Raw genomic sequence first — 13,996 nt, forward strand, 5'->3', positions numbered from 1 at the left:
AAGGACAGTCCATGCTCGAAATGGTCCGGCAGCAGATGATCTGCATCATTGCGCCAGGCTGGCGCGGCGCGGTGGATTTTTCGGACTCGGGAGACATGCAGTCCGCGCTGAACGCACTGTTTGAGGATGTTGCAGTCATTCAGTTCGCGTCCATCGCACTGTTGCCGGCGCGCACGGACGCAGAGGAGCAGGCGCCGCTGCTGATGCTCGAGCTTGCCGTCGAGGAAGGCATCGATCCCAAGGACATGCTGTACAGGCTGGTCCATCATCCCAGCGGCGCAATGTGGTCGCTCTTCAGCTCCTATTGGCCCGGCGGCGGACCTCCGCTGGTGAGCGCGCGCAACGGGCAATTGTTCGACAAGCTGATCGGGTGGCTCAGTCTCGCCGATGGCGGCTTCGTCGGTCCTCGCGACCGAACGGCCCGGCAGATCAGGAAGGAGCGCGATCTCCTGATTTGGACCCGGGACGAGGGGCGCAGGTTGAAGGCCATGTACGGCGATGACCGTGCATCATTCGCGCTTGCGCTGGCGCAGCGGGCCTTCCAGGACCCGCGCTTCGACTGGGCGATGCAGCCTGCGCCGCGGTCCTATTGGCGCGGGAAGGGTGCAAGCATCTCGGCAAAGGTCGGCTATGGGCTCGTGGTTTTCGGCTTGTGGCTGGCCTTGGTCTGGCTCGTGGGTGCGCTGCCGAAGGGATTGTTCGGCGCGATCACCTGGTTCGTCGGCGCATCCTGGCCCGATGTGCAGTCCGTGGTGGACGTCATCAGCCGTGTGAGCATGTGGATCGTGTGGGCGAGCGTCAGGGCACTGCTTGCCTTTGTCGCGCTGCTGTTCCTGGGATGGCTGCTCCTGGTCGCGCTGCCGGCCCTGTTCGCGCCCTGGCGGCGCTGGGTAGACAGCGTCCGCCGCGAACTCGAACGGCCGACCGAGACGTGGTCGTCATTCTCCACCCGTGTTGTCGGCTGGATCGTGGGCGTGCCGTTGCTCCTCGCCATTTTGGTGTGTGCGGTGGTCTTCGTCTTCTATCCCAAGCCGATCATGGAAGGGATCACGGCTTTGACCGCGCGGGTTCCGGGATGGGAGCTCGCGCTCTTCGGCGTGCTCGCGATCGCCGCGCTGCTCTGCATCGGGACCTTCTTCTCCTGGATCAATCGCCGGTTTGAGGCCTTGAGCAAGTGGTTCTTTCATCCCTACGAAGAGGATGTCACCCGGGCCCAGCAAGTCCATCCGTCAATCGACCAGTGCGAAGCGCTGTTGGCCAGCGGGACCGCGCACATGATCAGCCTGACCGATATCCGCAGCCCGAACGGCTGGAGCGCCTGGTGGATCCGCGTGTCCCTGCGCGTCGTGACGTTCTTTGGGCGGGTGTTCTTCACCGAGGGGCGGCTCGGTGATGCACCGGGTATCCATTTCGGCCATTGGCACGTTATCGAGGACGGTCGGCGCTTTCTATTCTGCTCGAACTACGACGGCAATTTCGGCGGTTACCTCGACGATTTCATCAACGGCGCGACGATCGGGACCACGTTGGCCTGGCGATGGACGACGCTGAGGCCGAGGGGATCGGCGGCGGTCGGGCAACCGGACATCAAGACGCCGCGCGATTTTCCGCCGACGCGTTTCGTGCTTTTTCGCGGCGTGAAGTGCGAGTTGAAATTCAAGTCCTACGCCCGCGACAGCATGCTTCCGCACATGTATCGCTTCGACGCGTGCAACGCGACGATCGAGGAGATCGACCTCGCGACCGGGCTGCGCGACGCCCTGTTCGGCGAGCGTAACGACAGGAACGACGACTTCATCATGAGGGCGATCGAAACATGAAGGCTTCGCATCTCTCCGAACAGCTCAAGGACATTCAGGGAATGCTCGGAAGCGGCTTTGGCTGGTTGAAGACCAGCCGCTTCTGGCTGCTGACGATCAAGGCGGGCCGCGAGGACGATGCCCGAGCGTGGCTCGCAGGGCTCGTCGACAAGAAGCTGGTCGTCAGTGCCGCCGATGTTAGGGAATCGAGGAAGCACCCCGTCGACGATGCCGTCGCGATCGCTTTCAGCTATTTGGGACTGGCAAAGCTCGGATGCGATGAGACTGCCGCGCATCCGTTCCCGTCCCCGTTCAGCAGCGGCATGGGCTGCGACCTGCGCGCGTTGCTGTTGAGGGACAGCCCGCGAGAATGGCGCTGGTCCGATGTTGAAAGCGGTGCCGGCGGTCCCGTGCATGTCCTGGTTGCCGAATGGAGAAAGCGACGCAGTGCTGCCGAGATGGCGAGCGCGCCGGAGAAGTCAGCAGAACTGGATCCTGATCCCAGCGTGTTCGATGTCATCAAGATCGACAACGATCCCTGCGCCTTCCAGCAAAAGGCGGGCGACGAGGAAGAAAGATTGTACGAGTCCTTCGGCTTTCGCGATGGCCTCGCGCAGCCCGTGATCAGCGAGCTCAGGGAAGAGCGCGGCGCCGAGCGCAGGCAGGTCAGGCTGGATGCCGGCATCCTGTATGAGGATCGCGTCGTCGCTCCGGGCGAATTCATCCTGGGCTATCGCAACGAATATGACGAGCTGACCTATTGCCCCAACGTCAAGCGATGGCCGGGCGACGCCGCGTATACGAGCGGCCGCTTCGCGCTGAACGGGACCTATCTCGCGGTTCGCCAGATCGAGCAGGATGTCGATGCGTTCGCGAAATTTGAAGCGGTATACGGCCAGGCCGTCTGCGAGAAGGTGATGGGCCGTCGAAGGAATGGAAAGCCATTGTCGTGGCAGGGCGATCCCGACGTTTCGATTTCGGATTCGGAAGCCGATGCATTTCGCTTTCGTGTCGACGACGCGAACGGCTTTGGCTGTCCGAAGGGAGCCCATATCCGCCGGGTCAATCCGAGGGATACGCTCGGCATCGACCTGCAATCGAGCATCAAGTCGGTCAAGCTGCACCGGCTGCTGCGCCGAGGTCGGCCCTATCGCGAGGAGGTTGCGAACGAAAAGCCGCGCAAGGGCATCTTCTTCATCGCGTGCAACGCGGATCTCGAGCGGCAGTTCGAGTTCATCTACCAGCGCTGGTTGCGAAATCCCCGGTTCGTCTGTCTGCTCGACGCGGACGATCCTCTCGTCGGCAAGCCGGCCGCCACCAGGAGCTTCTCCATGCCGGGATTGGCAAGCGGCGAGGAAGTGTCCCTGGCCGCGTTTACGCAGACGCTGGGGGGAGGCTACTTCTTCCTTCCCGGCATCTCTGCGCTCAAATTCATCCTCGGCCGCGAGGGAAGTTCGAAAGCGGTCGACTCAGAGGCCGTCGCAGCCTTGGCGCGCTGAAAGCCTGCGCGGGGCCGGAAAGGGCAATCGTGAGGGTCAATCCTGCGGCTCGGACGCCGCATCGCCCTGCGCGTCGATGCGCAGCCAGCCTGAGGGCGCGAGGCGCTGCTGCGGCAGGAAGCGGGCCTTGTAGTCCATCTTCTTCGAGCCCTCGATCCAGTAGCCGAGATAGACGTAGGGCAACCCTTGCCGACGGGCGCGGGCGATGTGGTCGAGGATCATGAAGGTGCCCATCGAGCGGCTGACCTGGCCCGGCTCGAAGAACGAATAGACCATCGACAAGCCATCGCTGAGCACGTCGGTCAGCGCGACCGCGATCAGCTCCTCGCCGCGGCCGGTGATGCCGCTGTCGGGACCGCGCTTGCGGTATTCGATGATGCGGGTCTCGACGTGGCTGTCCTCGACCATCATGGCGTAGTCGAGCACGGTCATGTCGGCCATGCCGCCATGGCGGTGGCGGGCGTCGAGATAGGCCCGGAACACCGAATATTGCTCGGAGGTCGGCACCGCGCTGCGCTGCTCGCCGATGATGTCGGCGTTGCGCGCCATCACCTTGCGGAAGTTGCGGGAGGGGCGGAACTCGTTGGCGACGACCCGGACCGAGACGCAGGCGCGGCACTGGTCGCAGGCCGGCCGGTAGGCGATCGACTGGCTGCGGCGGAAGCCGCCATGGGTCAGGAGGTCGTTGAGGTCACCGGCGCGCTCTCCCACGAGGTGCGTGAACACCTTGCGCTCATGCCGACCCGGCAGATACGGGCAGGGGGACGGCGCCGTAAGGTAAAATTGGGGGGTATCGCGCGAGTGCTGGGTCAAGGGACGTCGTGGGCCTCCGAAGTGAGTATCAGCATCGCGCTACGGAAGCCCCCGGTCAATTGGTCTGCTCGGCAGGTCAGATCAGTCAGCTTAGAGGATCCAGGTTGATAGGTTCTTGATCACCAGGTTCTTGCGGCCTGCGGCACCGGCGCGCGGACGGAATTGTTGATCACGACCGTTCCCAGCACGAAATCCTGCAGCAGGCGCCGGCGGCCGTTGAACAGGCCGAGCAGCACCACGAAGGGCGTCAGGAACGAGACCGACACCCAGAACAGCACGGCATGGGTGGCGCCGAGCACGAAATAGCCCGGCGCGCCGTACCAAGTGCGCAGCTCCAGATCCATCACCCGCATGCCGATCGTCGCGGAGGAGGGGCCACCAATGCAGGCGCCGTAATAGACGATGGCCCAGATCACGGAGGCCGGCCAGGCCAGCCAGAACAGCGCCCAGCCGATGCCGAGCGTGACCACGCCGAACAATGCGATGAAGATGTAACCGAGGATCACAGGCACCGAGATGACGACCATGTCGATCAGGAAGGCGAACACGCGCCGCGTTGCAACGCCGCGGAATAGCTCCGGGTGCAGATAGGGGTCGTAGGCGTGCGGCTGCGCCCCGCCGTCATTGCGCCAGGCGCCCGAATTGCCCGAGTCGTACGACATGATCCGTCCTCCCAGAGGGAAACAGAGGGAAAACCCTCAAGCAGGACATGGGAACAGGCCATCCCCGTGCCAAGGGCGCAGGGACGTTAACAAGCCGAAATATTCCGGCGATTCGGGGGCGGTGGGGCGCGGCGCTGACGCGCAGGAAACCGGTGCCGTAGGGTGGGCAAAGGCGCGTAGCGCCGTGCCCACCATTGCCCGCTATCTTGCGCGATGGTGGGCACGCTTCGCTTTGCCCACCCTACGGCACCTTACCCCTGCGCGCGCAGCTTCTCCGCCGCCTTCGGCGCAAAGTAGCTCAGCACGCCATCGGCGCCGGCGCGTTTGAAGGCCAGCAGGCTTTCCATCATGGCGCGCTCGCCGTCGAGCCAGCCGTTGTTGGCGGCGGCTGCGATCATCGCGTATTCGCCCGAGACCTGATAGGCGAAAGTCGGCATGGCGAACGTATCCTTCACGCGGCGGACGACGTCGAGATAGGGCATGCCGGGCTTCACCATCACCATGTCGGCGCCCTCGGTGATGTCGAGCTCGACCTCGCGCAGCGCTTCGTCGGTGTTGGCGCTGTCCATCTGATAGGTGCGCTTGTCGCCGGTCAGCGTCTTGGCCGAACCGATGGCGTCGCGGAACGGGCCGTAGAAGGCGGAAGCGTATTTGGCGGCGTAGGCCATGATCTGCACGTCGAGCAGGCCGGTGCGGTCCAGCCCCTCGCGGATCGCGGCGACGCGGCCGTCCATCATGTCGGATGGCGCGATGATGTCGCAGCCGGCTTCGGCCTGCACCAGCGCCTGACGCACCAGCACGGCGACCGTCTCGTCATTCAAGATCCTGCCGTCCGAGATCAGGCCGTCATGGCCGTGGCTGGTGAAGGGGTCGAGCGCGACGTCGCAGAGGATGCCTATCTCCGGAAACTCCTTCTTGATTGCGCGCACCGCCTGGCAGACCAGATTGTTCGGATTGGTCGCTTCGGAGCCTTCCTCGTCGCGCAAGGACGGCTCGGTGTAGGGAAACAGCGCGAGGCAGGGGATGGTGAGCTTCATGGCGCGCTCGGCCTCGCGCACGGCCTGGTCGACGCTGAGGCGCTCGACGCCGGGCATCGAGGCGACCTGCTCGCGCTTGTTGTGGCCGTCGATCAGGAACAGCGGCCAGATCAGATCGTCGGTGGTGAGGACGTTCTCGCGCACCATCCGCCGGGCCCATTCGGCCTTGCGGTTGCGGCGCGGGCGGACGGTCAGATCGAGGGCGTGGGGCACCGCCGCTCCCTCGCGGCGCGAAACCTCGCGCAGTTCGATCGGACGTCCGTATTTAATTGCCATCACTCTTCCTCCGGCTGGAATTATTCTTATACCAGCTCGCATGGTTCCCGTCACCGCGGCTTGACCTGCCGCAAGGCAGAATTGAGCTGACCTGGCAGTCGAGCTTGGGCCGCCGATTGATTTTGCGGGCCGAAGCAGCCAGAAGGGGGCCATGTCCGAGATCTCCACCCGCGATGCGGCCCGTGACGGCAGTCCCAGGGACGCCGTCAGAGACAGTGCCAGAGACAGCGCGATGTCGGTGGCTGCGATCTCGTCGGAGCGCTCGGAGTCCGACGACAATGTCTGGACGCGCCGCCTCGTGCTGTTCCTGCGGGTGATGGCGCTGCTCTCGATCCTGAAGGGTCTCTATCACTGGGCGCAGGTGACGGGCTTCGTCGGCGGCGAGGACGAGGCGTTCGAGAACCAGTCGATGGCCTGGCAGGCGGCGACCGTCTACTTCGCCGTGATCGAGCTCGTCGCCGCGGTCGGCCTGTGGCTGGCAACGCCCTGGGGCGCGGTGGTGTGGCTCACCACCGTGGTGTCGATGGCGGTGATCGAGCTGATGTTCCCGGGAATCTACGGCGGCAGCCTGATCGTCGTCGGCGTCGAAGCCTTCATGCTCGCCGCCTATCTCGCGCTCGCCTGGATGGCCGCGCGCGAACGGCCGCCGTAGCGATCTCTTGTAGGATGGGTAGAGCGAAGCGAAACCCATCACTGACTTGCGCCTGCATCGATGGGTTTCGCTTCGCCCTACCCATCCTACGATCTGTTCAGCCCTGGGACACGAGAGCGGAGGCGCGGAGTTGTACCGGTTTGGTTGACCGATGGTTGCCTAAAATTTGCGGTAAGTTTTCGTTGACCAGCCGGTTCCGCCACAGCCGTTACGCGCCCGTTTCGAAACGGAGCGGGCCTGTTCTGGAATGCGACAGTTGCGGCGGACGGAGGGTGAACAGGACCTTGCGAAGGTCAACAGAGCGTTGCGAAAAGTGCTTGTGGCACAGGCTTAATCCGCAATTCACTGTCTTAAATTCATGATCTCTTTATTCTCTTATTTAAGCCGATCTTCAAACGAGCCCCTTAAGTTGCACCTATCAGACGGGACACAAGTTTCGTCGAATAAGTGTCGATAAAAACGACAACAGGGGAAGTGTCATGATGAAAGCCGTCGCAACTGCGGCAGATACCGCAGAGCGCGTCTCCGGCCAGCAGGGTTCGGTGCAGTCGCTCTATCTGGAAGCTTTGACTCTGGTGGAGCGGCTGCATCGCCGGCTCCTCGACGTGATCAAGGACGAATTCGATCGCCGCGGCCGCGCGGACATCAACTCGGTGCAGGCTCTCCTGCTCTACAACATCGGCGACAAGGAGCTGACCGCGGGCGAGCTGCGCACGCGCGGTTACTATCTCGGCTCCAACGTCTCCTACAATTTGAAGAAGCTCGTCGAGCTCGGCTTCCTCGATCATCAGCGCTCGCGCGTCGATCGCCGCTCGGTTCGCATTCGCCTGACCCCGCAGGGCCAGGAAGTCCGCCGCATCGTCGATGCGCTCTACCAGAAGCACGTCAAGACGGTGGAGCAGGTCGGCGGCATCTCGGGCGAGGAATTCTCGACCCTCAACAAGTCGCTGCACCGCCTCGAGCGGTTCTGGACCGACCAGATCCTCTATCGGCTCTGAGTTTCCAAGGGATAAGGCCAAGCCGGCCCTCAACAAGACCGGCAAGCCGCCCGAACGTGCCTCAACTTCCCCAGCGCGCCGGCCCGGAGTTGCCCCCGGACCGGTGCGTTTTGCATTTTGCACCTGCGAAGAAAATTTTGCGACCCGAGGAACCTGTTCCGGGCTTGGCGCTTATCTCCTTCGGATCGGAGAAATGTCGATGCTGGTCGAGCGCGGGCTGCAGGCGATGAACGTGGAACTCGTGAGCGAGGCCTACGCCATCGCCGCGAACTACCTTCGCCGTTCCGGCGCAATTCCCGATACGCTCGTCACCGACGAACGCCTGCTCGGGATCATCATCAAGCTGCTCCAGAACGGGGAGTTCAACAAGATCCGGCTCGCCAACACGGCGATCGCCCGGTTCCAGGCGCAGGCCGAGGCCCGCGGGGTTGCCTGATCAACAGTCCCAAAATACCGACGAACCCAGAATATCGCACGAACCAGAGGGTGCCATGGAAGCCGCCATCGACCGCATCATGCAGACCTATGACCTGCTCGCCAACCGCACCGCCGCGGCCAGCGAGGAGGCGAGGGAGAAGGTCACGAACTATCTCAACATCCTGATGGAAGCCGGCGAGAAGGACACCCACCGGTTGACGGTTTGCGGCCTGACCTATCTGCGCCAGCTCGACGGCAGCGTGGACCCTGTGAAGGCGGGGTACACCGGGTTGTAGGAGGGGGAGGCGGGACTACGGCACCCAGATCGGCCGCAGCTCTAGTCGAACTTGACCTTTTCGGTCCGTGATCTGGGAGGACCAAACCTTTTCACGGCGTATCCTCCTTTGAGAGCTGGCCAACTGCTCAAGATCGGGAGGATTGCCTCGAAAAGTGCATTTGCATCTGGGCCGTACATAAACAGCTGGCATTCGCCGCCCCCGAACTCGTCGCCATCAAATTCGCCGACTTCCTGCAAAACGATTGCGTCTTGGAGCCTGTCGGAGACACTGTGAATGGAAGCGCGTTCCTCGGCTGTTCCACGACCGGGGTTCGACAAAGGGACGTGCACCTTCACGCAGTGCTCGATCTTGCCTGACATTGTGCTCCACGGTCCCCTAACGGCCCAAGCCGCGCTGGTAATCCTATAGCCCGCTGGCCCGCCGGAAGTCTGTCTCTTTCTGCGTGCGCTTGATTCTAGTTGCAATTTTAGATAGTTGCGGGTCGGCTTTCGCAGCGGTCAGGGATCAAGGCTAGGGTCCAGCGCCTCCGAATTTCCCCGATTCCCACCATATCTGGCACAATTCAGATCCCCGACCCGCAAATGCTTGGCCTGTTGCGGGCGATGTGGTAGATCGCGCTCGCCGCTTCCGATCGCCACACCAGACCGCCCGTAGCCCGCCAAAAGGCTGCGGCGGTGGAGATATTCGCAAGATGACCGCACCCAAAACCGCCTCCGCGCCCGATTCGTTTTTCGCCGCTCCGCTCGAGCAGGCCGACCCGGAAATCGCCGCCGCCATCAAGGGCGAGCTCGGCCGGCAGCGCCATGAGGTGGAGCTGATCGCCTCCGAGAACATCGTCAGCCGGGCCGTGCTGGAAGCGCAGGGTTCGGTGATGACCAACAAATACGCGGAAGGCTATCCGGGCGCGCGCTACTATGGCGGTTGTGAGTGGGTCGACGTCGCCGAGAACCTCGCGATCGACCGCGCCAAGAAGCTGTTCGGCGCCAAATTCGCCAACGTGCAGCCGAACTCCGGCAGCCAGATGAACCAGGCGGTGTTCCTGGCGCTGCTGCAGCCCGGCGATACCTTCATGGGTCTCGACCTCGCGGCCGGCGGCCATCTCACCCACGGCTCGCCCGTCAACATGAGCGGCAAGTGGTTCAAGGCCGCGCACTACACCGTGCGCCGCGAGGACCAGATCATCGACATGGATGCGGTCGCCAAGCAGGCCGAACAGGTCAAGCCGAAGCTGATCGTCGCCGGCGGCTCGGCCTATTCGCGCGCCTGGGACTTCAAGCGCTTCCGCGAGATCGCGGACAGCGTCGGCGCGTACCTCCTGGTCGACATGGCACACTTCGCGGGCCTCGTCGCCGGCGGCGTGCATGCCTCGCCCGTGCCGCATGCCCACATCACCACGACGACGACGCACAAATCGCTGCGCGGTCCGCGCGGCGGCCTGATGCTGTGGAATGACGAGACGCTGACCAAGAAGTTCAACTCGGCGATCTTCCCGGGGCTGCAGGGCGGCCCCCTGATGCACGTGATCGCGGCCAAGGCGGTTGCCTTCGGCGAGGCGCTGCGTCCGGACTTCAAGGTCTACGCCAAGAACGTCGTCGAGAACGCCAAGGCGCTGGCCGAGGCGATGAAGAGCCACGGCTTCGACATTGTCTCCGGCGGTACCGACAACCATCTGATGCTGGTCGATCTCAGGCCGAAGGGCCTGAAGGGCAACGCCTCGGAGAAAGCGCTGGTTCGTGCCGCCATCACCTGCAACAAGAACGGCATTCCGTTCGACCCCGAGTCGCCGTTCGTCACCTCCGGTATTCGTCTGGGTACGCCGGCGGCGACCACCCGCGGCTTTGGCGTCGCCGAATTCCAGCAGGTCGGCGGCATGATTGCCGAGGTCCTCAACGCGATCGCGCAGTCGGACGACGGCAAGGCGCCGCTGGTCGAGGCCGCGATCAAGGAACGGGTCAAGGCGCTCACCGATCGGTTCCCGATCTATCAGTAAGGCTGGGTCACGCGGATGCGCTGTCCGAACTGCAACAGTCTCGATACGCAGGTAAAGGACTCGCGTCCGACCGAGGACTCTTCCGTGATCCGCAGGCGGCGCGTGTGCGTCGCCTGCAATTTCCGCTTCACCACCTTCGAGCGCGTGCAGTTGCGCGAGCTCACGGTGATCAAGCGCAACGGCCGCCGCGTGCCGTTCGACCGTGACAAGCTGATGCGCTCGGTGCAGATTTCTTTGCGCAAGCGGCAGGTCGAGCCGGAGCGGGTGGAGAAGATGGTCTCCACCATCGTGCGCGAGCTCGAGACCGGGGGCGAGGCCGAGATCTCCTCCGAGGTGATCGGCGAGACCGTGATGGAGCATCTGCGCACGCTCGACGACGTCGCCTACGTGCGCTTCGCCTCAGTCTACCGCAATTTTCGCGAGGCCAAGGATTTTGCCGACGTGCTCGGCGAGCTCTCCGGTGAGGAGGAAGCGCGGCTCGCCGCGATCCGCAAATGATCTTCCGTATCCTGGAGGATCAGTTCGCGCAGAAGGCCCGCGAGGCCAAGGACGCCGATCTTCGTTTCATGCAGCTTGCGCTGGCGCTCGGACGCCGCGGGCAGGGACGCACCTGGCCGAACCCGGCCGTGGGCGCCGTCGTCGTCAAGGACGGTGTCATCGTCGGCCGCGGCTGGACCCAGGCAGGCGGACGCCCGCATGCCGAGCCCGAAGCCCTGCGGCGGGCAGGCGAAGCCGCACGCGGCGCCACGCTCTACGTCACGCTCGAACCCTGCTCGCATTTCGGCAAGTCGCCGCCTTGCGCCGACGCGGTGATCGCCGCTGGCATCAAGCGGGTGGTGGCGGCGATCGAGGATCCCAATCCGGAAGTGGCCGGCCAGGGCCATGCGCGCCTGCGCGCCGCCGGCATCAATGTGGATGTGGGCCTGTGCGCGGCTGAAGCCGCATTCGACCATGCCGGGCATTTCCGTCGCATCCGGGACAAGCGCCCGCATGTGATCCTGAAGCTGGCGGTCTCGCCCGACGGCAAGATCGGCGCCGCCGGCGGCAAGCCGGTCGCGATCACGGGGGAGGCGGCGCGCAATCGCGTGCATCTCCTGCGCGCGCAGAGCGATGCCATCCTGGTCGGCATCGGAACGGTGCTGGCGGACGACCCGCTTCTCACCTGCCGCCTGCCGGGTATGGCGGCGCGCTCGCCAGTGCGCGTGGTGCTCGATCAGAGCCTGCGCATTCCCGGGGGGAGCAAGCTCATAGGCTCCGCGCGCGAGACGCCGCTCTGGGTGATGGGCTCCGACCTTGCGGAAGCCGCGGCAGCAACACGCCTCGGCGCGACCGGCGCGCAAGTGATCCGCATCCCGCCGGCAAGCGCCTCCGGGCTCGATTTGCCGGCCGCGCTGCATGCGCTGGCTGGGAAGGGCATCACCCGCCTGATGGTCGAGGGCGGCAGCCGCGTTGCGGCTTCGTTCGTCGCGGCCGACCTCGCCGATGAGGTCTGGCTGTTCCGCGGCGCGGAAGCGGTAGGCAGTGGCGGCGTCGATGCGCTCGATGCATTGCCCCTGTCGAAAATCACGCAGTCGCAGGCCTACAAGGTTCATGCTAGCGAAACATTCGACAAGGATACTCTCACCATCTACGGGCGCGCGTAATGTTCACCGGCATTGTCACCGATATCGGCGAGATCGTCAGCTTCACGCCCGTGGCGCAGGGCCAGCTGCACCGGCTGCGCATCGCCTGCCGCTACGATCAGACCACCATCGCCGACGGTGCCTCGATCGCCAGCAACGGCGTGTGCCTGACTGTGGTTGCTTCCGGCGTCTCAGGTGGCAAGGACTCCAAGCAAAGGACCTGGTATGACGTCGATGCTGCGGCGGAGACGCTGGCACTCACGACGGCCAAGCACTGGAAGGTCGGCACCAGGCTCAACCTCGAGCGCGCGCTCAAGATCGGCGACGAGCTCGGCGGCCACATCGTCGCCGGCCATGCCGACGGTATTGCGACCCTCGTCAGCCGCGAGGATCTGCCCGACATGGCGCGGTTCGAGCTCTCGACCACGCGGGAGCTGGCGCGCTTCATCGCCACCAAGGGCTCGATCACGCTCGACGGCGTCTCGCTCACGGTCAATACGGTCAGGGACGTGACCTTTTCGGTGCTGATCATCCCGCACACGCTCTCGGTCACGACGATCGGTGGCTGGAAGGCGGGGGACGAGGTCAATATCGAGGTCGACCTGATGGCCCGCTACGCGGCGCGGCTGACGGAAATGAAGTGACGGCAGAGCCGTCATTCCGGAATGGTCCGCAGGACCAGACCCGGAATCTCGAGATTCCCGGTTCGCTTCGCGCCCCGGAATGACAGTCTTTGAACTTGGCTTACGTGCCTGCGGCGACTACATAACGCGCCAACCTCTAGAACGGATCTTAAACGATGGCTGACGCGCGGCGCGCACCCCTGAAGGACCAGACCGACATTTCCGGCGCACGGGCGCTGATTGTCGAGGCGCGGTTCTATGACGATCTCCAGGACGCGCTTCTGGACGGCGCCATCGCCGAGCTGAAGGCGGCCGGCCTGACGCATGACGTCATCACGGTTCCCGGCGCGCTGGAGATCCCCGCGGCGGTCGCCATCGCGATCGACGCGGCGGCGGCGAACGACAAGCCCTATGACGCGGTGATCGCGCTCGGCTGCGTAATCCGCGGCGACACCATCCATTTCGAGATCGTGTCGCAGGAATCCTCGCGCGCGCTGATGGATCTTGCCGTGGCGCGAAAGCTGCCGCTCGGCAACGGCATCCTCACCGTCAACACCGAGGCGCAGGCCTGGGCGCGGGCGCGGGCCAGCGAGCTCAACAAGGGCGGCGATGCCGCACGTGCGGCGCTTGCGATGCTGCGCATCAAACGCCGCATGGCACGGGCCTGAAGCCATGGCTGATCCCACCAAGAAGCCGGCAGGACTTAACGAGAAGAAGGCGAACCGGCGCGGCGCGGCGCGGCTCGCGGCGGTGCAGGCACTGTACCAGATGGATATCGCCGGCGCCGGCATCAACGACATCTTTGCCGAGTTCGAGAGCCATTGGCTCGGCAACGAGGTCGAGGGCGACACTTACCTGCCGGCCGAAGCCGCCTTCTTCCGCGACGTCGTCTCGGGCGTCGTGCGCGACCAGAAGAAGCTAGATCCCCTGATCGACGAGGCGCTGTCGAAGGGCTGGCCCTTGAAGCGGATCGAAGCGATCCTGCGCGCGGTGCTGCGGGCAGGGGCCTATGAGCTGGAGCACCGCAAGGACGTGCCGGGCCGCGTCGTCGTCTCCGAATATGTCGATGTCGCCAACGCCTTCGTCGACCGCGAGGAGACCGGCATGGTCAACGCCGTGCTCGACCAGATCGGCCGCCAGTTTCGCGGCGATGAGTTCGGGCGGGGGTAGGAACAGTCGATGGCCCCTGCAGTAGCCATCATCCTGAGGTGCCGTAGCGAAGCGGAGGCCTCGAAGGACGACGGCGTGGCACTGAAGGTGCACCTCGGCCGTACATCCTTCGAGGCTCGCAAGGGCTTGCACCTCCAGC

At 64.4% G+C, this 13,996-nt stretch carries 16 protein-coding genes; 12 read left to right on the forward strand and 4 right to left on the reverse strand.

Features of this window, described 5'->3' with window-relative positions; all coding sequences use genetic code 11:
- Positions 1-11: 11 nt before the first annotated feature.
- Both CV770_RS18230 and CV770_RS18235 read left to right on the forward strand, forming a co-directional pair.
- The gene (locus tag CV770_RS18230; protein WP_104463278.1) at positions 12-1,820 is read left to right on the forward strand and encodes a hypothetical protein; all 1,809 of its coding nucleotides are present in this window, start codon (positions 12-14) and stop codon (positions 1,818-1,820) included.
- Positions 1,817-3,298 (forward strand): Dyp-type peroxidase, encoded by a 1,482-nt coding sequence (locus CV770_RS18235; protein ID WP_104463279.1) that lies wholly within the window; start codon positions 1,817-1,819, stop codon positions 3,296-3,298. Before CV770_RS18230 ends, CV770_RS18235 begins: the two co-directional genes overlap by 4 nt.
- Before the next feature lie 36 nt (positions 3,299-3,334).
- On the opposite strand, the gene CV770_RS18240 is transcribed toward CV770_RS18235, so the two are convergent.
- The 3 genes from CV770_RS18240 to hemB all read right to left on the reverse strand — a co-directional run bounded on the left by CV770_RS18240 (position 3,335) and on the right by hemB (position 6,086).
- Entirely contained in the window at positions 3,335-4,111 is a 777-nt protein-coding gene (locus tag CV770_RS18240; RefSeq protein ID WP_063194860.1) for an arginyltransferase, read from the reverse strand.
- 119 nt (positions 4,112-4,230) lie between these two features.
- Positions 4,231-4,773, reverse strand: a complete 543-nt coding sequence (locus tag CV770_RS18245) for an RDD family protein (RefSeq protein ID WP_038950910.1) — start codon at positions 4,771-4,773, stop codon at positions 4,231-4,233.
- Positions 4,774-5,024: 251 nt separating this feature from the next.
- Complete coding sequence (hemB, locus tag CV770_RS18250; protein WP_091965176.1) at positions 5,025-6,086, reverse strand: porphobilinogen synthase; 1,062 nt, start codon at positions 6,084-6,086, stop codon at positions 5,025-5,027.
- Positions 6,087-6,237: 151 nt separating this feature from the next.
- On the opposite strand from hemB, the gene CV770_RS18255 reads away from it, so the two are divergent.
- The 4 genes from CV770_RS18255 to CV770_RS18270 all read left to right on the forward strand — a co-directional run bounded on the left by CV770_RS18255 (position 6,238) and on the right by CV770_RS18270 (position 8,449).
- Positions 6,238-6,738: a DUF6163 family protein gene (locus CV770_RS18255; RefSeq protein ID WP_018320039.1), complete on the forward strand. Its 501-nt coding sequence runs from the start codon at positions 6,238-6,240 to the stop codon at positions 6,736-6,738.
- A gap of 479 nt (positions 6,739-7,217) precedes the next feature.
- Positions 7,218-7,736 carry a transcriptional regulator LdtR gene (gene ldtR / locus CV770_RS18260; RefSeq protein ID WP_018320040.1) on the forward strand — a complete coding sequence of 173 codons (519 nt, stop codon included), beginning with the start codon at positions 7,218-7,220 and terminating at the stop codon, positions 7,734-7,736.
- A gap of 199 nt (positions 7,737-7,935) precedes the next feature.
- Positions 7,936-8,172 (forward strand): hypothetical protein, encoded by a 237-nt coding sequence (locus tag CV770_RS18265; protein ID WP_104463328.1) that lies wholly within the window; start codon positions 7,936-7,938, stop codon positions 8,170-8,172.
- A 55-nt stretch (positions 8,173-8,227) separates the two neighbouring features.
- Positions 8,228-8,449 carry a hypothetical protein gene (locus tag CV770_RS18270; protein ID WP_018320042.1) on the forward strand — a complete coding sequence of 74 codons (222 nt, stop codon included), beginning with the start codon at positions 8,228-8,230 and terminating at the stop codon, positions 8,447-8,449.
- 41 nt (positions 8,450-8,490) lie between these two features.
- Here CV770_RS18270 and CV770_RS18275 read toward each other — a convergent pair whose 3' ends face one another.
- A complete protein-coding gene (locus CV770_RS18275) occupies positions 8,491-8,811 on the reverse strand; it encodes a hypothetical protein (RefSeq protein ID WP_104463280.1) in 321 nt (106 codons plus the stop codon).
- 332 nt (positions 8,812-9,143) lie between these two features.
- On the opposite strand from CV770_RS18275, the gene glyA reads away from it, so the two are divergent.
- The 6 genes from glyA to nusB all read left to right on the forward strand — a co-directional run bounded on the left by glyA (position 9,144) and on the right by nusB (position 13,857).
- Positions 9,144-10,442: a serine hydroxymethyltransferase gene (gene glyA / locus CV770_RS18280; protein WP_091965180.1), complete on the forward strand. Its 1,299-nt coding sequence runs from the start codon at positions 9,144-9,146 to the stop codon at positions 10,440-10,442.
- A gap of 15 nt (positions 10,443-10,457) precedes the next feature.
- Positions 10,458-10,940 carry a transcriptional regulator NrdR gene (gene nrdR, locus CV770_RS18285; protein ID WP_011087793.1) on the forward strand — a complete coding sequence of 161 codons (483 nt, stop codon included), beginning with the start codon at positions 10,458-10,460 and terminating at the stop codon, positions 10,938-10,940.
- Positions 10,937-12,085, forward strand: coding sequence for a bifunctional diaminohydroxyphosphoribosylaminopyrimidine deaminase/5-amino-6-(5-phosphoribosylamino)uracil reductase RibD (ribD, locus tag CV770_RS18290; protein ID WP_104463281.1), 1,149 nt, complete (start codon positions 10,937-10,939; stop codon positions 12,083-12,085). Before nrdR ends, ribD begins: the two co-directional genes overlap by 4 nt.
- Positions 12,085-12,708, forward strand: a complete 624-nt coding sequence (locus CV770_RS18295) for a riboflavin synthase (RefSeq protein WP_091965184.1) — start codon at positions 12,085-12,087, stop codon at positions 12,706-12,708. Before ribD ends, CV770_RS18295 begins: the two co-directional genes overlap by 1 nt.
- 155 nt (positions 12,709-12,863) lie before the next feature.
- Positions 12,864-13,355, forward strand: a complete 492-nt coding sequence (gene ribH, locus CV770_RS18300; RefSeq protein ID WP_091965186.1) for a 6,7-dimethyl-8-ribityllumazine synthase — start codon at positions 12,864-12,866, stop codon at positions 13,353-13,355.
- A 4-nt stretch (positions 13,356-13,359) separates the two neighbouring features.
- The gene (nusB, locus tag CV770_RS18305; RefSeq protein WP_018320048.1) at positions 13,360-13,857 is read left to right on the forward strand and encodes a transcription antitermination factor NusB; all 498 of its coding nucleotides are present in this window, start codon (positions 13,360-13,362) and stop codon (positions 13,855-13,857) included.
- The last annotated feature ends 139 nt before the right edge of the window (positions 13,858-13,996 follow it).

Source organism: Bradyrhizobium sp. AC87j1 (genome assembly GCF_002936975.1).
In the GTDB taxonomy this organism is placed as follows: Bacteria; Pseudomonadota; Alphaproteobacteria; order Rhizobiales; family Xanthobacteraceae; genus Bradyrhizobium; species Bradyrhizobium shewense.